Raw genomic sequence first — 20604 nt, 5'->3', positions numbered from 1 at the left:
CCCGGCGCCGCTCGCACGGCGCTGGTATAATGCCCTTATGCACGTCTCCTTCGACCCGTCCGAGGAAATCCCCCATGTCGAGTGGCTGCGCGCGACGCGCGGCGCGTACGAATGGTGGTACTTCGACGCCGTGTCCGACGATCGCGAGTATGCCTTTAGCGCGATCTGGTTTTTGGGGAATCCCTTTTCGCCGTATTACCGCGCCGCCGCGCTGGGCCGCGACGCGGATCCCTTTGACCACAACGCGCTCTTTTTCGCCTTGTATCGTCGAGGGAGTCTTCACGCGTACCATTTCTCGCGCTTTGCGCCGGAACGCGTGATTGCCGCCGCCATCCCGCCGCTGCGTCTGCGTTTTGGACCGTCCACACTCGAACAAAGCGGGCTGGAATATCGCCTGAGCTTGGACGACGCCAACGCCAATCGTCGTCGATTGCGCGCGACGATCGATTTTGCCGCCTCTGCGTCGATCACTCTGGAGACGGTGGGAGATGAGACGGATTCCGCCGAGCACATTTGGCGTCCTTCGGCTCCGACATGTCGCGTCGAGGCGCGGATCGCGCTGAGCAGCGCCATGAATTATGATCGGGAACAGATCGCGTTTCAAGGATCGGGCTACCACGACCACAATCGCGGCGCGCTGCCGTTTTCGGCGGCGATCCGAGATTGGTACTGGGCGCGTATTGCGCTGCCGAAGGAGCGAACGCTTGTGATCTACCAGACTCGGCTTGCCTCCGGCGCCTGGAAATCCGATATCCTCCTCTTCGCGGCCGGCGCTCCCGCACGCCGCGAGGACGGCGCCCGGCGACGTATGTCCGGCCTGCGCGTGAACGCATTCGGACTGGCGTACGCGACGGCGCTGTCGGTGGAGGGGCAGGGGATACGCGCGACCGTGCGGTTCCATGAGCGGCTGGACAGCGCCCCATTTTATCTGCGGATGCTCTGTGACGCTGAGGTGACCGTAGACGGGGAATCGCTGTCGGGATTTGGAATTGGGGAGTATTTCCGGCCGCGCGGCATGGAGTGGGCGCTGACGGCTTCGGCGATGAAGGCGAGGATCGTGGAGCAATGAGACGCCTGGGACCTGTCGCGCCGATTATCGCCGTGTTTTCCTTCGCCGGAACGCTGCTCACATACTGGGTGCTGTATCTGTTTCATCTTCCCGACACCGGGGTTCCATTTCACTGGGTCGGCCTTGTCGTGACGCTGCTGCTGACGGTTTGTTTTCTCTTTATCTTCGTGGCGCCGTGGCGGTGGGGGCTGCCGATTGTCACCCGGCTTGCCCAACCGGGCGACTCCATTGCGCTCACCTTTGACGACGGCCCATCCCCGGACATCACGCCGCATATTTTGGACACGCTCGCCGCGCACGATGCGCGGGCGACGTTCTTTATTCTGGGCGAGCAGGCTCGCCTCTATCCCGAACTCGTCCGGCGGATCGCCGCCGAAGGCCATATTGTCGCCTGCCACGGCGACACGCACCGGGCAATGGTTTTGATGAGGCGATGGACCGTCGTCCGTGAAATCCAGAGCGCCCGCGCCGCTATCGTTTCCGCCTGCCCCGCCTCCGGCGCACCGCGCCTGCTGCGCCCTCCCTACGGATTCAAGTCCCCCATGCTCCTGCTCGCGGCGCGAACGCTCCACTTGACCCTCGTGACCTGGAGCGTGGACTCCGGCGACTACCGCCGTCATGGTCCCGCCGAAATCTCCGCCGCCGTGTTAAAGCGCGTCAAGTCCGGCGATATCATCCTGCTGCACGACGGGGCGGGGAGGACCGCGACCGCCGACGCGCTGCCCGTGATCCTCATCGCCCTGCGGGAACGCGGTTTTCAGCCGGTCACGTTAGAGATCTCGTAAGATACAATCCCGGATCATCGATCCCTTGCGTCCCCATGCGGTATTCGCAGGGCGTCTGTCCGGTCTTCTTTTTGAAGATGCGGCAGAAGTAGCTGGCGGAGTCAAACCCGAGCCGCATGGCGACTTTCGCCACCGGGAGCGTCGTCGTGCGCAGGAGGTGGCTGGCTTCGTTGACGCGAAGCTCCAGATGGTACTGGGCGGGAGACATGCCGGTGTATTGCCGGAAGGCTTTGCGGAAAAGAGAGTAGCCGACGCCGAGTTCGGCGGCCATTTCCTCCATGTTGACATTCCGGTCGATTTGCTCGAAGAGCACGCCTTTTCCGCGCTCGATGGCGCCGAGAACGCTGGCGCCTTCGAATTCATGGCGCAGGACGGAGGCGGTCGCGGTGGCGAGGATCAGCATGGTCCGAGCGCCGATGACCTTCTGATAACCGATGGCTTCCCGGCGCATCTCCTCCATGATCTGGACGAACTCGTACTGGATCCGATCGCTGAGCGGGGCGCCCAGCAAGGGCTCGGCGCAAGTCAGCGACGATTCCGACACCAGTGTCTCCGCCGTTGGCCCCTGAAACGCCACCCAGTATTCGTCCCACCCAATTTCCGCATCGGGACTATATCGGTGCCACTCGCCCGGAAAGAGCATAAAGAGCGTGCCCGCCTCGATCCGGCGGCGGCCGGCGGAGCGGGATTCAAACACGCCGCCGCCGCGCGCGATATAGACCAGTTGATACTCCCGCAGCATGCGGCCCTGCTCCCAGCGGAATTGATGATCGGCGGGATGAATGCTGGGCGGATACGGAGTGTGCGGCGGAATGATTGTGTATCCGCTCGCAAGGACATAAAGGCTTTGTCGCCGCGCTTCGTCGGTGAGAGGGATATAACGCGAGAAATATTTCATGTCATTTATTCCCGTGAGAGTTCTCGTGGATATCAAAAAGTGCTATCAAAATGCCATTTTCTGCATTGACCGCTCGGCTCAACCCTCATATAATTGTGACATCCTCCTTGCCAAATATCGCTAAGATCGCGATGGCGGTAAAAAACATATAAGGGATTCGGAATGAAAATCGGATTGTTTGGAATTGGGCTGGAGACTTATTGGCCGCAGTTCCCGGATCTGCGGCCCAAGCTGGAAGCCTGCCAGCGCCGAGTCCACGAGCGGCTCATGCGTGACGATGTTCAGGTGGTGGACGCGGGTCTTGTCGATTCGCCGCGGAAGGCCCGCGCGGCGGCGGATATGTTCCGTCGCGAGGATGTGGAGATCATCTTTCTTTACATTTCGACCTACGCCTTGAGCTCGACGGTGCTGCCGGTCGTGCAAAAAGCGGGCGTCCCCGTCGTGGTTCTCAATCTTCAGCCGGCCGCCGCCATCGATTACAATCGGTTCAACGCTCTTGGCGATCGGGGCAAAATGACCGGTGAATGGCTTGCCTACTGCCAGGCGTGCTCCGCCCCCGAGATCGCCGGCGTTTTTCTTCGGGCGGGAATCGCCTTTCATCTCGTGACGGGAACACTGGACGACGCCGTCGCCTGGGCGGAGATCGACGGCTGGGTCGCCGCCGCCCAGACGGCGTCCCGGATGCGGCAAAATCGAGTCGGAGTGCTCGGTCATTACTATGGCGGGATGCTGGACGTCTACAGCGATATGACTCAGCAATCCGCCGTGTTCGGCTGTCACTTCGAGGTTCTGGAGATGTGTGAGCTGAAGGCGCTGCGCGACGAAGTCACGCCGTTCCAAGTCGACGCCAAGTTTACGCAGTTCTGCGCGGAATTCGACGTGCAGCCGCAGTGCGCCGCCGATGAAATGGAGCGCGCCGCCCGAACTTCGGTGGCGCTGGATATGCTGGTGGAGCGCCACGGTCTCGGCTCGCTGGCCTATTACTACGAAGGCTGGGACGGCAACGAATACGAAAATATCGTCACCTCCGTCATCGCCGGCAACTCCCTGCTCACCGCTCACGGCGTTCCCGTGGCGGGAGAGTATGAGATCAAAAACGTCCAGGCGATGAAGATCATGGATCTCCTGGGGGCCGGCGGCTCCTTCTCGGAGTTTTACGCGATGGATTTCGACGATGATGTTGTTCTGCTCGGCCATGATGGGCCGGCGCATATCGCGATCGCCGACGGTCCGGTCAAGCTCGTCCCGCTGTCGGTTTACCATGGCAAGCCCGGCAAAGGGCTCAGTATCGAAATGCAGGTGAGAAACGGTCCGGTGACGCTGCTCTCCGTCGTTCAGGATGGGCAGGGCAAGCTGAAATTGCTCAGCGCGGAGGGGGAGTCGACGCCGGGGCCGATCCTGCAAATCGGCAACACGAATAGCCGCTATCGCTTTTCGCTGGGCGCGCGCGAGTTCGTGAACCGATGGTGTCAGGCCGGGCCGGCGCACCATTGCGCCATCGGCGTCGGACATCTCGGCGCTGTTCTGGACAAGGTGGCCGCGATCTTCGGGATCGACCACATCCGCATCGGCTAATACGGTCGATGCGGGGCGAACGCGTTCCGCGCGCCGGCGCTTAACCCCAGGGATTCGAGGCCGAATCCCTGGGAGAATCATCGAGGGAAATCTTCCATGGCCCCCGCCTCTATTTTCGGCATTTTACTGCATTGGATCGGCGGACTGGCCGCCGCCAGTTTCTATATTCCTTACAAGCAAGTCCGCCGCTGGTCGTGGGAAACCTACTGGCTGGTCGGCGGTGTTTTTAGCTGGCTGATCATGCCGTCCCTGATGGCGTCCTTACTGGTTCCGGGCGCGACGGACATCCTGCGCGCGGCGCCCGGCCACGTCCTATTTTATGCGTATTTCTTCGGCGCGCTCTGGGGCGTGGGCGGGCTGACCTTCGGTCTGACGATGCGATATTTGGGGATCGCGCTGGGAATGGCGGTGGCGCTGGGCTATACCGCCGTCTTCGGCACGATCATTCCGCCGCTGTTCCATGGGATGCTTGGACAGACCTTGAGCAGCGCCTCCGGCAAGTACGTGCTGATCGGCGTGCTGGCGAGCGTGGCGGGCATCGCCGTGAGCGGCATGGCGGGCATGTCCAAAGAGCGCGAGCTGACCGGCGAGCAAAAGCAGTCCGCGATCACCGAGTTTCAATTCGGCAAGGGGATGATCATCGCGACATTCTCGGGAATCATGAGTTCCTGTTTCGCGTTTGGACTGGACGCGGGTGCTCCCATCGCCGAAGCGGCCAAGGCAAGCCTGCTGGCGCATGGCGGTTCCGACATCTGGCAGGGACTGCCGGTGCTGATTATCGTTCTGCTCGGCGGCTTTACCACGAATTTCGTCTGGTGTCTGGGCCTCAACGTCCGAAATAAGTCCGCCGGCGAATATATGGGCCGGTCGGCTTCCCCGGGTGCGGCCATTCCTTTGGCGCGCAACTATCTCTTCGCTGCGGTGGCAGGGATCATCTGGTATTTGCAGTTCTTTTTCTACACGATGGGCCAGGCGAAGATGGGCAAAACGTTCGCCTTCTCCAACTGGACTTTGCACATGGCGAGCATCATGATCTTCAGCATGCTGTGGGGCATCGCACTGAAGGAATGGACGGGAACCAGCAAGCGCACGCACGGACTCATCGCCCTCGGCCTGGCGCTGCTCATCGGCTCCACGATAATTATCGGATACGGCAATTATCTGGACGGCTTGAAAGCACACTGATCGCCGAGCAAACATCATCCATCGTTTAGAGGATCTGGAGTATGGGGGATAGAAACTAATGTAGCGTAAGGGAAATGAGCAATCTGTAAGATGGCGAAAGTGACTCAGGAGATCGGCGAGCTCGACAATGATGCGAGCGACTATCCGGAAATTCTCGGGGACGAATCCGTTCCGGCTCCCAGTCCGGTTCTGGACGCCGCGACGAAAAACGGCGGGGCGTTCCGCGCGCTGCGGCATCGCAATTTTCGATATTTCTGGTTTGGGCAGCTGATCTCACTGATCGGCACCTGGATGCAGAACCTGGCCCAGGGCTGGCTGATCGTGCTCCTCGTGGATCCTGTCGCCCATGCGCTGCTCCGTCATGGCGGAGCGGCGGTGGGCGGCCCGAACGCCGCCGCGCCGACCCCGCAGGCGGAGGCGGCCGCCAACTTGTATTCCGGCTGGGTCAACTTCGCCGGCGGCATTCCCATCCTGGTCTTCACGCTCTTCGCGGGCGTGGTGGCGGACCGCGTGGATAAGCGCCGCATGCTGCTGGCGACACAGACCGTTCTCATCTTTACCGCGCTCGCGCTGGGCGTGCTGTGTCTGCGCGGGACCGTGGAGATCTGGCATGTGCTCTTCTTCGCCGCTCTGTCCGGGATCGCGGCGGCGTTCGATATGCCGACCCGGCAATCGTTTATCGTGGAGATGGTCGGCAAGGAGGACTTGCCCAGCGCTGTCGCCCTGAACTCCAGTGTCTTTAACGGCGCCCGGGCGGTCGGTCCCGCCGTCGCCGGCCTTCTTCTCGCCGCGCATGTGAGTATCGGCGCCGCATTCGTCGGCAACGCGATCCTGACATTGGCGGCGATCGTGGCCTTGCTTCTGATGCGTCTCCCGCCGCAAGCCAAAAAGGCGGGCGCGGTCTCCGTCGGCCAGATCCTTTCCAATATGCGCGAGGGCTTCGGCTACGTCCGCTCCAACCACACGATCCGCAATTTGATGCTGCTTGTCGGGTCCCTCGCGACGTTCGCCCTTTCGTTCAACATTCTGATTCCTGTTTTTGTGCGCTACACGCTGCTGCCGCACGCGGGCGCCGCCGAGCAGGTCAAGGCGTTCGGGTATATGGAGACCATTCGCGGCGTGGGCGCGCTGCTGGGAGCGATCACCGTGGCGTTCCTCGGCGGCCCGGCGCGTCAGAAGAATATGCTGATTTGGGGAGCGCTAGCGTCGACGGGATTGCTGGTGGTCTTCGGACTGACACGCTCGATGTGGGTGGCCTACGCGACGATGGCGCTGGTCTCCTATGGCTTTGTCGTCTGCTTCGCGACGAGCAACACGCTCGTCCAATTGACGCTGCCCGACCATCTGCGCGGTCGTGTGATGAGCATCTATACGCTGGTGTTCATCGGCTCCATGCCGATCGGAAGCTTTTTCGCGGGATGGGTGGCGAACAAAATCGGCGCGCCGCCGGCGATCCTCGTCTGCGCTGTTTTGTCGCTGCTCACGACAATTTGGGTGGCGTTCCGGCCGGGCGGGCTGCGGGATATTGGAGTGGCGAAGGGGTGATGGAAGGCGGCCCTCACCCGGCCCTTCGGGCCACCCTCTCCCAATTTTGGGAGAGCCGGGTACCCGCTTGCGGGTGGAGGGGGATGAGGGCCTCCCCCCTAATGCTCCGCGCCCGGCTGAAGCCGGAATTTTTCGATGACGCTGTGGGCGGTCTCGACGTCCTGCCAGCCCAGCACGATCGTCTGCTTTTCTTCGAGCTCTTTGTAAATGTCGAAGAAGTGGACGATCTCTTTGAGGATATGTGAGGGCAGGTCGGAAAGGTTCTCGATGTCCGAGAAGCGCGGGTCGGCGGCGGCGACGGAAAGGATCTTCTCGTCCGGGCCTTTTTCGTCGCGCATCATCAGCACGCCGAGCGGGCGGGCGGCGATGAGGCAGCCAGGGAAGGTCGGCTGGGTCGTGATCACGAGAATGTCGAGCGGGTCGCCGTCCTCGGCCAGCGTGTCACAGATCCAGCCGTAGTCGAATGGATAGAACAAAGGCGAGTAAAGAGTCCGGTCGAGCTTGAAGACATCCAGGTCGTGATCGTATTCATACTTGTTCGACGAGCCCTGTGGGATCTCGACGATCATGTTGACGATCTTGGGCGACTGGTCGCCGATCGGAATCGTTAGATAAGACAATGCGCGCTTTCTCCCGGCTTAACGTACTGCAGCAGGCTCATTGTTCAACACGTGTAAGCCGCATTCCTTCTTCGCCGTTCCCGCCCAGCGGCCCGCCCGGTCATCCTCGCCGGCGCCGACGGCTTTCGTGCAGGGCCAGCAGCCGATGCTGGGGTAACCCTGGTCGTGCATCGGGTTGTACGGCACATCATTGTCCAGAATGTAATTCCAGAGGTCGGTCTTGGACCAGTTCGCCAGCGGATTGATCTTCACCAACTGGAACTTCCGGTCCCAGCCGACAATCGGCGTCTGAGCGCGCTCCGGCGTCTGATCGCGGCGGATGGCGGAGATCCACGATTCGAATCCGTGCAGCGCCGACGACAGCGGGACGACCTTGCGGTTATGGCAGCAGAGGTCCGGGTTCGATCCGTAGATCGGCCCGCCGTGCTCGGCTTCCATGTCGGCGACGCTCTGGACGGCGCCGACCAGATGAATCGGGATTCCATACTTCTCGATCAAGCGATCGCGCGTCGCCAGCGTTTCTGGAAACTGATACCCCGTATTCAAATTGAACAGGTAGATATCCTTCGTGATATCCGCAAGCATCGCGATGATGGCGCAGCCTTCGGCTCCGAACGCCGTCGCCATCGTCAATTTATCCCCGTACGTTTCCCATCCCCAGCGCAAAATCTCCTGAGGCGTCTTTGTCTCCATCTCCGCGGAGATCGCGGGCAGTTGCTCTTCTGTCGGTTTCATATCTCTTCCAACGACGCGCGATCGGGCAAAGTTCCTGACCGCGCTGATTGACTAGTCGCTTGCTAGGCTTTCAGAGATTATACCGTCACATCATGAAAATTTGAGATGGGGAAAGATTATATCGTCCGCTGGATCGTCCAGAAGACGGCGATGGCGGCGATGATCGCGGAGGCGGGCACGACGATGATCCGGCGATAGTTCGCGCGTTTTCGGAACCAGCCGACGCACAAAAACGCGAGGGCCACGACGGAAAGCTGTCCTAGCTCCACGCCGACATTGAAGCCGACGAGGGCTGTCAGAAAATCATGCTTTTGCAGGCCGAGGTCCTTGAGCGCGCCCGCGAAACCCATGCCGTGCACCAATCCGAAGGCGAAGACGACGAACGGACGCCAGGGCTTGAGCTCGGTCGTGCAGATATTCTCGATGGCGACAAAGGCGATGGACGCCGCGATGACCGGCTCGATGATCGACGACGGCAGCCGGACGATCCCATAGAGCGAAAGGCCGAGCGTGAGCGAGTGGGCGACCGTGAACGCCGTGATCTGCCAAAGCAAGGGCTTGAGCTTTGTGCTGAGCAGAAACAGCCCGAGCACAAACAGAATATGATCCAGCCCTTCCGGCAGAATGTGCGTGAAGCCCATCTTGACGAAACCGAGCAGCTCTTTCGACCAGCGATGTTTGGGAGCTGTGGTGACGACGAAGACATGCGTCTCGACCGCCATTGGCGGAGCGATGGAGGGAGGGGTGGACAGAGGATTGGGCGGCGCCGAAGCGGGAGGCGCCGCGTTTTTTTGCGCGATGCGCTTCGTCGTGTCTTCAGGGGCCTTGGTCTTGCCGGCGTTGGCGGCCGTGCTTGCCGGCGGGGTGAGCGCCGGTTTGATCTGTGGACTGTTGGGAGCGGGAGCGGCGATTGGGAGCGCCGCATGAGACGGCGCGACTTGCCGGCGCTGCGTCAAAGGCGTCGTTTTAGGGCCGTCGTGTGTTGTGACGACAGTATCGGTCGCTTTGAAGGAAGGCTCCGGCGGCTGCGGGCGCCCGGGTGCGATGGGTTGCACTGGCGAGGCGGGCGCCGCAGGCGGGGCGCTGATAATTGGCAGCGGGGCGCCGGGGGTGACGGAGACCGCCGTGCTCATCGCGCCCGCGTCCAGAGGCTCGGAGACGGGTTCTTGATAGGGAACTTCGCTTGTCAGCACGATCATGCCGAGCACTTCGGGGAAGCGAAAGGCGATCGTTTTGGCGCCGGGAGCCAAATGTCCGGCGACCGTGACCGTCTGTAAGACAGGCAGACGCGGTTTGACGCCCGAGTCCCGCCACGCCTGGATATCGGCGAGGGTGGGAAACGCCACGCTGTCCACCACGCCGCCATTGGTTTGGAAATCATTGCGAAACCGGCCCGCCGCTTCCGCCAGAGACGATTGCAGCGCTTCCGGAGGGCCGTCGAGGAGGGCGTTCATTGGCGCGTCGCCGATGCGAAAGGGCGTATCGTTCAGCGTGAACGCCAGCAGATCGAACCGCACATTCACCGTGAACGTGCGGTCCGCCGCAATCTTCGCCGTCGCGGACGCGAAGTTCGCGGGATGGGCCGAGCACCGCGCGCCGCTCAGCCCGGTCCAGAGCGCCATGAGCGCCAGCGCCAGCAGAAGAACATTGCGCCGGCGCGGCGCGCGAATCGGCGTCATGGTCTACTGGCCCTTTCCGCTGCGCCAGAGCGACTGCACCGAGTCCGCGGACAGAGCGCGCTTCCAGATCGTGAAGTCGCGGATATCGCCGTCAAACACGCGCTGCTTGTCCCACGCGTCCTTGGGATAGACATGGACTTCGGCGACATCGTCGCTGAGCTTCAGATCGTTCTCGCCGATCGGCGCGCCGTTCTTGTAAAGATGCAGCGCGGCGCCGTCGTAAGTCGCCGTGATCATTTGCCAGGCGCCAAGGTCCAGCGGGACGTCGGTGTCCACGTCCTGATTGGCGCTCCAGAAGTGGAGGCCGTTGGCGAACTTGGCGATGTAGCGGCCCGTGCCGCTGGCGCCGTCCGACGCGTTCCCAAAGCCCGCGATAATCGTGCGGTTCTCCGGCTGCTTGTCCACTTTGCAGAACAAGTTGATCGTCCAGGGATCCGACCCATGGACCGGCAGGTTCGCCGGTTTGAAGATCTGCGGCGTGTGGTCCGTCAACGCCGGGCTCGTGAAGACGATTCCGCCGGGCGCAATCGCCAGGGTCTGCGGAGCCAGGGCGTTGCCGGCGGGGGAGGCGTCGCGCACGCCGCTGACGGTGAGATCCGTCGTCTGGCCCAGCGGAAGCGGGGCGTTCAGCGTCAACTCCACGCCGGTCGCGGTGGCGTTCAGCGCCGCCGACTGCACCTGAACATTGCCGGCGAACTTGTAGTGGCTGACATCTTCCGCGGACTCTTTTGTGACCGGCTCGGAGAAGCGGACATTCGCTTTGCCAAGACCTTGCAGGGCTTCGGCGGCGGCGATGGTGGGCGGGGTCGTGTCCTGAATGTCCAGCTTCGCGACGCTCACGGCGCCGACGGCGCCATCGGGCTGCACTTCGGCCGCCGTCACGGTCGTCGGCTTGTTCAGCGTGATCGGTCCCGCATAGAGAGGGGAGGTCAGGCCAGGCTTCGAGCCGTCCAGCGTGTAGCGCAGGGTGTTCGCGTTCCAGTAGAGCGGCGGGTTCAGCGAGATCTGAGTTGCGTCATGGAAGCTGCCGGCGCTGGGCGTAATCTCCGGGCCGTCGGTCGATTTGTGATCGGCCAGCGTGTCGTAGAGCGGCTGCGCGGGGCGCACCGAGTCGGCGGGATTGTGCGCGGCTGTCACGGCGAAGATGCGGACGTGCGAATCGTTTGGCAGCGTCAGCGTCTTTGCCCCCTTGGGTACGGCGAAGCCGTACTTGAAGAGGTAGCTGTACTGATAAAGATCGTTGGCTCCCTTCGCATTATGCCGATGTGAGCTGAACCAGGCGACTTCGCTCGTTTTGACATACCCCGGGGTGAGTCCCGCATAGGCGTTGCGCCAGTCGTAGGTCAGCTCGGGGACATCGCCGGCCCAGGCGCGGTTGTCCCACTGCCCGACGTAACCCGTCCAGTTCTCGACCGTCGTCGGGATGGAATGCCCGCCGATGACGAAATTCGTGGGCGTGTCCTGTGTCGCCGCCGCAAGGATATACACATGATCGGCGCCGGCGGGAATAGCGAGGGTTTGTCCGTGCGCGATGAGGGCGTTCTTCGCGCCGGCGCCGGTCGGGCCCAGCTTGAAGGGAACGCCGCCGTTGACGATGGTCTTTGGAAGCTGCTCGCCGGGGAGGGAGCGGCCTTCGCTGTCGAACGCGCCGTCGGCCGCGCCGGTATTGCCGCTGACGGCGTCCAGATCGTAGCGCAGCGGCAGCGGAAAGAAGAAATCGCGGGCGACCGATGAGATCAGCAAGGCCATCGCGGGTTTCGAAGGCGCCAGGGTCACGGCGAATGCGCGCAGGCCATAGCCCTTGACGCTGGTCGTGAGCACGCCGTTCTTGAGATTAACGGCGCCGCGCATCGGCGCTTCCTGCCCAGTCACCTCGCGGGCGGAGAGAATGCGCCCGGCGAAGCGCAGCTGAACGTTTTGCGCGTCCTTGCCTTCGAGTTCACGCAGGCGGACGACGATCTCATTGGAATCTTCCGCCTTTTTGATCGCGACGATCTGGACCTGCGGGGTGTTCAAGGCGGCCAGGGAGAAGGTCTTGCCGAGCGCGCCGGGATGCGGCTCACTCTGGAAGGCCAGTAGCGGCTGGTTCAGCCGCTTGGCGCGCCAGGGCACATCGCCGCTGCGCCAGTCGCCGGCGTGCGGCGCGATGGCGTAGAGGATATCGTGCTTGCCGAAGTCCTGGGTCGCCTGGTCCTGGTAGCCGCTGCGCACGCCGGGCGAGTAGAGCAGGGTCAGCCGCACGGTGTTGTCGTCGGGCTTGTCGGAGCCGAACTTGCTGTCGTTCAGGACGGCGACGCCATATTTGCCGTCCGCGCCGGTCAGATCGAACCATTGATGCTGCGGGACTTCATACTTCTTGGGGTCGTTGTTGCCGCGCTCGATCGCGCCGACCTGCAGATCATATGTCGCTTCCGGGTTGCCGTCGGGCAGCGTAAAGGAGGCTTTGAGGGCGCTCTCGTGCGTCCGCCAATCGATCTTGTTGGCGACTTCGATCCGGTCGCCCGCAGGTCCGCTCGACAGGCGGATTCGCTGGACGAACTTGGACCCATCTTTTTCGCGTGTCACTTCGAGCGCCACGCGGACCGGGCCGGCCTCCACGACTTTGATGGTCGCGGCGCCGTCCACAAAGGCGCGCGGGGGCAGCTTGGCGTCGTCCCAGTCCATGTTCCACGCCGGGAAGGCGCTGGGGTTATGATATTGGAAGGCGAGACGCGCGGGAGATTTCAGCGCTTCGCGTCCATTCTTTTTGTCGTAGATCGAGGCGATATCGCCGGCGTCGTTCAGCGTGACTTTATACTGCGCGTTCTCAATCGTCCGGCTGTCGATCTTCAGCGAGCCCGTTCCAGGCGCAAGCGCCGAGGTCGGGCGCGCGTCGTAGACGACATACCCCGTGGAAGGCGCTTTGGCGAGGAATAAGATCTTGAGCGAGGATCCGTCGCGCCCCACGACCTGAGTCGGCACGGGCTTACCGTCGGGACCGTAAACCTGGAGCGCGCTCGCGGGCGTCTTCACCGACGCTTCGACGACATCTTCGCGGGAGATCGAGAGCGGGTTGTAAACCACCAGGGCGGCGCCCGAAACGCGCGTATCCAGCGCGGACGAAACCGAGCCGACGGCGTTTTGTGTGACGGCGGCGAACTGGTTGAGGGCCAGCAGCTCATCGTTCCAACAGAATTCGTAAGCTTTGGGAAGGCTGGTGCCGGGAAGCATGTCGTGCATCTGGGAGCCGAGGACCAGGTCCCACGCCTGATACAGGCGATCGGACGGGTAATCCGCGCCGCCCAGCCACATCGCCGCGACGGAGGCGCGCTCGGCGGCGTCGGCGAGCAGTTCGTTCTTGCGGTTCCAGCGCTTCATATAGGCTTCGGAGGTGATCGAGCCGGCGGAGTGCTGGGTCAGCAGCAGCTCGCCCTTGTAGCGGGGAAGCTTGGAAGTCTGATCGGGAGTGAGCGCGCGAAACATCTCCTCGGCGTTGGACGAGACGACATGCACCGGGCCGGTCCCGACGATGCTCTTTTCCATCCACTTGACCGACGTTTCGTCGGGCGATCCGCCCCGGTCTCCCACGCCGTAGTAGTGGTAATCGACGCCGGCGCCGGAGAGCTTGCGCGTATTCTGGATGCGCGCAAGCCAGCTCGTATTCTGGCTGAGGTCTTCCTTGAAGCCGGCATTGTAGCTGCCGGGATCGAACGCCGCGATGACGCTGGACCCGTCCGGCCCTTCCCACGTTCCGACTTTGAACGGAATGCCGACGGCGGATCCCCAGGTCAGCTTTTGCGTGGAGAAGCCTTGCACGCCGCAGTGGTTCAGGATGGTCGGCAGGGCAAATGGGAAGCCGAAGCAGTCCGGCAGCATGAACTCATGGCTGGTGACGCCGAACTCGCGCTGGAAGTAATGGTTGCCATAGAGCGTGTGCCGCACCAGCGATTCTTCGGAGGGAACGTTGGCGTCGCCTTCGTCCACGGATGAGCCGCAGGGGAACCATTGTCCGGATTTGACATACGTCTTCAGCTTGGCGTAATCGGCGGGATAATATTCCTTCATCATCTCGTAGCGTCGGGAGCCGCTGAAGTTGAACACGTAGTCGGGGTACAGGTCGAACAGATGGAAGTTATTGTGCAGGGTGTCCGGAAGGAAGTCGCGGATCACCTGTGGGTAAGACCAGCGCCACTGGGTGTCCAGGTGCGCGTATCCCACGAGGTAAAGCGTGTCCGTTTTCGAGACATCAACCTTGGGATGGGGCGCCTTGGCCGCTTGCTGGGAATGGGCGGAACTCGCGACCGAAGCCAGCAGGAGAGCCAGCGGAATGGCGAGGCGTGTGTTCTTGACAACCATAGTGATATTTGTGAACCTTGCGGGGGCTTGACGTTAATCCCTAGAATACGTCATCCTGTAGAAAATATCAAGACAGAGAAATGTGACGTTTAATGTCAATTTGTGATCTCGACCTCTCGCGTTCGCCCAATATGGCGGAGACGGAGGAGGCGCGCGCGGCGTCGCCTCCGGTCCAGTATGCGACACTGGAGGAGTCCAACGATTTTTTCGCCACGCATGTGAAGACATTCGAATGGCGCTGGCGTCTCTTCTTCGAACCACTCCCTGTGATCCCGCTGCTGCCGCGCCCGATCAGCATCGGCGTGCAGTCGTGCCGGGACGCCCGGTATCGCTGCGATGGGCGGTTTCGGTTCCGGGAAAACTTCGCCTACTTTTGCTACACGCTCGGCGGCGTCGGCGGCTTCCGATACAAAGACACGGAGTACCGCACCACCGCCGGGCAGGGGTTTCTCGTTCAGATCAGCGATCTGAACATGTCCTATTACTATCCGCCAGAGTCCGACGAGACCTGGAGCTACTTCGTCTGTGAGTTCGCGGGCGAAGCGGCGATGTCCATGATGAACGGCCTTGTGCAGCATTACGGCCCGATCTTTACCTTGGCGCCGGATACGGCGATCCTGCGCCGCTTGATGGCCCTGGCCGGACCGCCGTACGCCATTATGCATCCCCATCCGGTAGACGCTTCCGAGCTGACGATCGAGCTTCTGCTGGCCCTCGCCGCCTCGGGACGCGCGCAGGAGAAAAACGACGCCGCAATGGACCTGGTCAAACGCGCCATGCAGATCATCGGCGAAACGGACGGATCGGAGCTGAATGTCGAGGAGCTGGCCCGCCGCGTCGGCGTCTCTCGGGAGCGGCTGTCGCGGGTCTTCCGGGCGCGTCTCGACCGCTCGCCGCATCAGGTCATTCTGGAGCAGAAGATCCACGATTCGTGCATACTTCTCAAGGATACGACGATGACGGTCAAGGAGATCTCGGCGAAGATCGGATATTCCGACTACACGAACTTTATCCGTGTCTTCCGGCAGGTGATGCAGACTACTCCCAATCAATTTCGGCGTCAGGGCAGCGTGGTGCGTCTCGGACGCTTCGGACTGCTGTAGGCCGTGAAAGGAACGGCCATGCGCCTCATCCGATACTTCGTCATTGTCCTTCTCGGGCTTGCGTGGGCCTTCGCCGGCGTAGCGCCATCGGCCGCGCAAATTCCCGGATTCAAGATTCCCGGTCTTCCCAGCGCCGTCACGCTTGGTCCGCCGGCGCTGCCTTCGAACGCGAAGCCGCAAAAGCCGGTCGTCGCGCTGGCCGGGCGCACGCTGTTCCAGGTGACGGGCGACGACGCGCAGAAGGCGCAGGACCGCGCCGATCTCGTCGGCCTGCGTCTCGACTCCGCGCTGCGCGAAACGCCCACGGACGCCGCCCCGCCGGCCGTCACCATGCAGGCCGCGCCGAACGACGAGGTGGCGATTCAGGTGGCGGGGAAGCCCCTGGTGACCGTGTCCGCCGCCGACGCCGCCGCGAAGGGCGAGACGGTCGATCAGGTCGCTTCCGAGTGGGCCGCGATGCTCGAGCGCCGTCTGGATCAGGCGCAGCGCGAGCGCCAGCCCCATTACCTGCGCGAGGCGCTGATCGAGACGGCGCAGATCGTCGGCATGGCGATCCTCGTGAACCTGCTGATCTGGCGTCTCGCGCGCCGATTCCTGGATCGTCCGGGCTGGGCCATGCAGTCGCTGGTGTGGCTGTTCGCCGCGTTTGTCATTACCGATCTTTTCCCGCTGACTCAGCCGCTGCATTCCCTGCTGGGGCACGGCGTCCTGCGCCCGATCAGTATTTTGATCATCGTGTCGCTGGCGGCGGCGGGCCTCTCGCGTCTGCTGCGGCTGTTCCTGCGCCATATCTTCCCGCCGCTTCCGGAAACGCTGTCGCCGGGCGAGCGCACCGAGCGGACATTTCGGCGCCGGGCGACTCTGGGCAGCGTCGCGGTCGTCACCGGCGTTTCGGTGATCTGGGCCATCGCCGCCGTGGTGGCGCTGTCATGGATCGGCGTGAACCTGGCGGCCCTGCTGGCGTCCGCCGGATTGATCGGCGTCGCCATCGGTCTCGCCACTCAGGACACGACGAAGGATCTCGTGGCGGGCGTCAACATCTTGATTGACGACCGATTTGGGGTAGGGGACGTTGTGGATATCAAGGAGTTCTCGGGGACGGTCGAAGTGCTGAACCTGCGCGTGACGCAAATTCGGGACGTCAAAGGGCGCCTGGTGACCTTTCCCAACCGGATCATCGACGCCGTGGCGAACCAGACTCTGCGCTGGGCGCAGGCCGATGTCCAGATCAACGTACAGCCGGACACCGATCTGCGCGAAGCCCTCAAGATCATGGAATCCACGGGCAATGCGCTGCTGGAGGAGTGGCCGGAGCGTATTCTCGCCCCGCCGACCATGCTGGGCGTCGACGCCATCAACGCCGGCGACATCACCCTTCGCATGCTCGTTCGCACGCTGCCCGGCGATCAAAGCCCGGTCACGCGCGAGCTTCGCCTGCGTCTCAAGGAAGCCTTTGACGCCGCTGGGATCGCGACCATCGCCCCGTATACGAATACCCGCGTGACGCTGGTCGATGCTCGGCAAAGCGCGCCGACGGAAGGCCAGGCCGTATCGGAAAATTCCTCAAATTCCGAAGAATTGCCGGGACAATCCGGTAACAATTCCCATCCGGCCGCCGTATGACAAGGGGAGAGGGCGCCGCCGTCAATGACGCCGCCGGCGCCCTCGAACGAATTTCGGATGCATCACCGCCACCCGCGCCGTTTTCCGCACTCTTCCGCCTGGCCGTCTTGCTCCTCGACTTTTCCAGCGCTCAGCTCTGAGCGGTTGTTTCTGGCAAACATCGGAGGCCTGCAATGGACAACGAATCCACATTACATCTTCTGCGTCAGGCGTCATCCGTCGCCATACATCGCTGGACGGACAATGGCGCCGGCGATACCACCCAGAAAAACGCCAATGCGCGCGAGCATTTACAAAACGGCTTATCGCTCTACACGCACGGCTGCACTACCGAAGCCCTCTGGGAATTCTTCGAAGCCGCCGCCGACGAACCGGCGAACCCGCTCAGCCATTACTTAAGCGGACTCGCATTGCAGGCGTTGGGGCTGAGTGACGAGGCGCGCGATGAATGGCGCAAGGTGCTGACGCTGACGGATCGTCCACTGGAATCGTGAAAGCTATTAGATCTGTGTGATCGATTGAGTTCGCTGCGAGCGCCACATGCCGTAGGTATGAATCACCCAGAGGAGCCACGCCCCAACGTTCACAATCGTCAAAACCGCGAACCAGAACTTAATATCCGAGGGGAGCTGCGGCGCGTTCAGTCGCGTCAAACACGTTTGTATCCGCTCCACAGCGGACAATCCCCAAAATAGGCTGCTGAAAAATAGGATCCAGTTGCGTGGATTTTTAGGTGCAGGGTATGGAAGTTGTCCCGAAGCTTCTTGCTGCCGCGCGGCCCGTCCCATATGAGCTAGACCGATGAAAAAGACAATCGTAATGAGTAAAGTTCCGAACCACCAAGTGCCGGCGCTCAATCCGTGATTGGCCGCGAAATATTGAGTGTTGATCGTATCGTTGGCGGCAGTCCATAGGCACATACTAATCATGAAGGCGAAGAACGCAACGTATTCCTTGATTGCCATTGGTAAATGCCTCCTGGCGTTGACATGATAACGTTACGCTCGCCAGCAGTCCGGCGACACCAGTAAATCCAGCGTCTCGGCCTGCACGTCTTGAGTTTGCGCCGTCGTGGTGTAGAAAATCGCTTCGCGGAGCAGCCGCTGGGGCGGCTGGGTGAGCAGATGGGCGCTGCCGCCGGTGGCGGTGACGGCGGCGTGGGCGGCGCGGACGGCGAGGACGATGGCGCTGGCGCGAGCGTGCAGAGCGCGCTCTTTGTATTCGGGGAGGTTGGCGCAGGCGCCGGTCCAGGCGAGGGCTTCGGCGCGGCAGCGGTCAACTTCTTCAGCAAAGGCGTCGGCGACTTCGATAAGACGCGCGTTCGCACGCTTTTCAGCGAGGGCGCGCAGGTAATCGATCGAGCCGCGCGCGCAGCCGAGCGGAAGATAAACATGACCGGTGATGCCGCAGTGGTCGCTCTGGCGAAGCGCGTCGGTGGGACGCACGCTGAGCAGGGCGCGTTCGGGGACAAACAGGTCGGTCATCGTGACCTGCACCGTGTCCGAGGCGTTCATCACGGCGAGCGGAATGCGCGGGCCGGGTGTGAGCGCCTTTTCATTGCCTTCTTTGGGGACGTACACAAAGAGGTGCTCGTCGGCCATGACGGCGCCGAGGGAAAAGCCATCCAGCAGAGACCAGCCGGTAACCCAGGGGGCGACGCCGTTGACGAGAAAACCGCCGGAAACGCGCTCGGCGGTGACGGTGGGCGGACCGGGGCGGCGCAGGTGGGCGAAGGCGACCCCGCAGAATTTTTTGCCGGAGGCGAACTGTGGGAGCATTTCGCGCCGGAACGCTTCGTCAGGCGCGCCGCCGACAAATCCGCCGGCATGGAGCTGCTGCTGGACGAACGCCGTGACGCCGCAGGCGCTGGCCATCAGCTCGGCGTATTCCCGGCGCGTTTCTTCGTCGGCGCCAAGGCCGCCGTGCTCCGCCGAGATCCCGAGACCGAAGTAACCGGCTTCGGCGAGCAAACGGATATTTTCGCCGACCTGACCGTGAATATCGCCCTGGTCGGCGTCCTGCGCGCGGGGGCGAAACACGCCGTCGGCCAGTTCCCGGGCTCGTGTCAATAAGGCTTCTTCCATCGTAGGGGAAGTATACCCATTATCCTTACGCCGAGGAGCCGGGTATAATTTCGCCATGGCCAGAATTTTGCTGCATACGCTCGGTTCGTCCGGCGACTTCAATCCGTTTATCGCCCTCGCGTTCGCTCTGCGCGAGCGCGGGCACGAGCCCCGATTCGCCGTCAATCCCGCGAACGCCGCGAAGATCCGCGCGCTGGGCCTGGACGCGGTGGACGCAGGACCGGATATGGATCCGGAATCGGACCTCATGCGCCGCATGCTCAAGGCGTCGCTGACGGAGCCGATCGACGTTCTTTTTCGGGAAATGCTGGTTCCCGCGATTGTCCCGGCCACCGAGGGCCTTGTGGAGCTGTGCGCCGACGCCGATGTGTTTGTGTCGCACCCCATTCAATTGGCGTCGCCGGCGGTGGCGTATAAGACGGGGATTCCCTGGGTGACGGCGACCCCCGTGACGAACTGCTATCCTACCGAGGTTGGGCCGATCCCCTCCATCGCGTGGCGCAATCCGCCGGCGCTGGTGGGAAAGCTCGCCTGGAAGACGGCGCACGATATGCTGGCGCCGATCGATCAGCTGGCGAACGCGCAGTACGAGCGCCTCGGGGCGCCGCCGCGCAAGAACGTGGTGCTTGGCGGATGTTATTCGCAGCTCCTAACGCTATGTTTGTGGTCCGAGAGCTTCTTCCCGCGTCCTTCGGATTGGCCCGATTTTCTGCAAATGGGCGCTTACGCGCGCTGGGACGGCCCGGCGCCGGCCGATGCGCCGCCCCTGCAAATCCCGGAGGGCGATGCGCCGCTGGTCGTGTTCACCCTGGGGTCCTCCGTGATCAATCACGCGAACGGCTTCTGGGAGACGGCGCTGGAATCGATCGGCGCGATGAACTGCCGCGCCGTTCTGCTCGGAGCGCCGTCCGATTTCGTCATTCCCTCGGAGTTAAGCGCGCGTGTCTTCGCGCTTCGGTATGCGCCGTATCACGAACTCTTTCCGCACGCACAGGCGATCGTGCATCAGGGCGGGGTGGGGACGACTCAGGCGGCGTGCTATTACGGCGTGCCGGGGCTTGTGGTGCCGCGCGGTTTCGATCAATTTGAGAACGCGGCGCACTTGCAGCGCAACGGGTGGGGGCTGCGTTTGCTGCCGTCGAATCTGTCGCCGCAGCTGCTGCGCCGCCGCCTCCAGCGACTGCTGGATTCGAAGGATATCCATGAACGCGTGAGCGAGCTTGGGAAGCGCATGCGGGCGGAGCCGGGGGCCGAACGGAGCGCGGAAATTCTGGAAAGCGTGCTGGGCGACATTACGGAGGCCGCGGCGGAGCCGCCGCGCGCCTTGACATCGGTCACCCCGTAAGTTATAATGGAACGTTCATTTTA

Annotated in this window: 16 protein-coding genes; 9 read left to right on the top strand and 7 right to left on the bottom strand. The window is 62.5% G+C overall.

Going from position 1 to position 20604, the window contains the following annotated elements; all coding sequences use genetic code 11:
* The first annotated feature begins 37 nt into the window (after positions 1-37).
* Entirely contained in the window at positions 38-1069 is a 1032-nt protein-coding gene (locus D5261_RS24810; RefSeq protein WP_119319450.1) for a hypothetical protein, read from the top strand.
* Positions 1066-1854: a polysaccharide deacetylase family protein gene (locus D5261_RS24805; RefSeq protein ID WP_119319451.1), complete on the top strand. Its 789-nt coding sequence runs from the start codon at positions 1066-1068 to the stop codon at positions 1852-1854. The genes D5261_RS24810 and D5261_RS24805 overlap by 4 nt, the downstream gene beginning before the upstream one ends.
* Here D5261_RS24805 and D5261_RS24800 read toward each other — a convergent pair.
* The gene (locus tag D5261_RS24800) at positions 1835-2752 is read right to left on the bottom strand and encodes a helix-turn-helix transcriptional regulator (RefSeq protein ID WP_119319452.1); all 918 of its coding nucleotides are present in this window, start codon (positions 2750-2752) and stop codon (positions 1835-1837) included. The genes D5261_RS24805 and D5261_RS24800 overlap by 20 nt on opposite strands.
* Before the next feature lie 162 nt (positions 2753-2914).
* Between D5261_RS24800 and D5261_RS24795 the strand changes: the two genes are divergently transcribed.
* The 3 genes from D5261_RS24795 to D5261_RS24785 all read left to right on the top strand — a co-directional run bounded on the left by D5261_RS24795 (position 2915) and on the right by D5261_RS24785 (position 7057).
* Entirely contained in the window at positions 2915-4327 is a 1413-nt protein-coding gene (locus D5261_RS24795) for an L-fucose/L-arabinose isomerase family protein (RefSeq protein ID WP_119319453.1), read from the top strand.
* Between the two features lie 96 nt (positions 4328-4423).
* On the top strand, positions 4424-5512 hold the full coding sequence (rhaT, locus tag D5261_RS24790; protein WP_119319454.1) for an L-rhamnose/proton symporter RhaT: 1089 nt from the start codon (positions 4424-4426) through the stop codon (positions 5510-5512).
* Between the two features lie 90 nt (positions 5513-5602).
* Complete coding sequence (locus D5261_RS24785) at positions 5603-7057, top strand: MFS transporter (protein ID WP_119319455.1); 1455 nt, start codon at positions 5603-5605, stop codon at positions 7055-7057.
* A gap of 98 nt (positions 7058-7155) precedes the next feature.
* Here D5261_RS24785 and D5261_RS24780 read toward each other — a convergent pair whose 3' ends face one another.
* The 4 genes from D5261_RS24780 to D5261_RS24765 form a co-directional block, all read right to left on the bottom strand.
* The gene (locus D5261_RS24780; RefSeq protein WP_218025479.1) at positions 7156-7677 is read right to left on the bottom strand and encodes an inorganic diphosphatase; all 522 of its coding nucleotides are present in this window, start codon (positions 7675-7677) and stop codon (positions 7156-7158) included.
* A gap of 18 nt (positions 7678-7695) precedes the next feature.
* Positions 7696-8412 carry a phosphoadenylyl-sulfate reductase gene (locus D5261_RS24775; RefSeq protein ID WP_119319456.1) on the bottom strand — a complete coding sequence of 239 codons (717 nt, stop codon included), beginning with the start codon at positions 8410-8412 and terminating at the stop codon, positions 7696-7698.
* 116 nt (positions 8413-8528) lie between these two features.
* Positions 8529-10091 carry a HupE/UreJ family protein gene (locus D5261_RS24770; protein ID WP_218025480.1) on the bottom strand — a complete coding sequence of 521 codons (1563 nt, stop codon included), beginning with the start codon at positions 10089-10091 and terminating at the stop codon, positions 8529-8531.
* A 3-nt stretch (positions 10092-10094) separates the two neighbouring features.
* Entirely contained in the window at positions 10095-14426 is a 4332-nt protein-coding gene (locus D5261_RS24765) for a beta-sandwich domain-containing protein (protein ID WP_119319457.1), read from the bottom strand.
* Positions 14427-14518: 92 nt separating this feature from the next.
* Between D5261_RS24765 and D5261_RS24760 the strand changes: the two genes are divergently transcribed.
* From D5261_RS24760 to D5261_RS24750, 3 genes are all read left to right on the top strand, one after another.
* Positions 14519-15529 carry a helix-turn-helix domain-containing protein gene (locus D5261_RS24760; protein ID WP_119319458.1) on the top strand — a complete coding sequence of 337 codons (1011 nt, stop codon included), beginning with the start codon at positions 14519-14521 and terminating at the stop codon, positions 15527-15529.
* Between the two features lie 18 nt (positions 15530-15547).
* The gene (locus D5261_RS24755) at positions 15548-17152 is read left to right on the top strand and encodes a mechanosensitive ion channel family protein (RefSeq protein ID WP_119319459.1); all 1605 of its coding nucleotides are present in this window, start codon (positions 15548-15550) and stop codon (positions 17150-17152) included.
* 173 nt (positions 17153-17325) lie between these two features.
* Entirely contained in the window at positions 17326-17646 is a 321-nt protein-coding gene (locus tag D5261_RS24750; protein WP_119319460.1) for a tetratricopeptide repeat protein, read from the top strand.
* 6 nt (positions 17647-17652) lie between these two features.
* Here the strand turns inward: D5261_RS24750 and D5261_RS24745 are convergent, their stop codons facing one another.
* Both D5261_RS24745 and D5261_RS24740 read right to left on the bottom strand, forming a co-directional pair.
* A complete protein-coding gene (locus D5261_RS24745; protein WP_119319461.1) occupies positions 17653-18117 on the bottom strand; it encodes a hypothetical protein in 465 nt (154 codons plus the stop codon).
* A 33-nt stretch (positions 18118-18150) separates the two neighbouring features.
* Positions 18151-19221 carry an acyl-CoA dehydrogenase family protein gene (locus tag D5261_RS24740; protein ID WP_165863911.1) on the bottom strand — a complete coding sequence of 357 codons (1071 nt, stop codon included), beginning with the start codon at positions 19219-19221 and terminating at the stop codon, positions 18151-18153.
* Between the two features lie 70 nt (positions 19222-19291).
* Here D5261_RS24740 and D5261_RS24735 point away from each other — a divergent pair, with 70 nt between their 5' ends.
* A complete protein-coding gene (locus D5261_RS24735; protein WP_119319462.1) occupies positions 19292-20581 on the top strand; it encodes a glycosyltransferase in 1290 nt (429 codons plus the stop codon).
* The last annotated feature ends 23 nt before the right edge of the window (positions 20582-20604 follow it).

This window comes from Capsulimonas corticalis (assembly GCF_003574315.2).
Lineage (GTDB): Bacteria > Armatimonadota > Armatimonadia > Armatimonadales > Capsulimonadaceae > Capsulimonas > Capsulimonas corticalis.
Note: the sequence above shows the minus strand (reverse complement) of the source record. Positions and strands in the feature narration are given on the sequence as shown.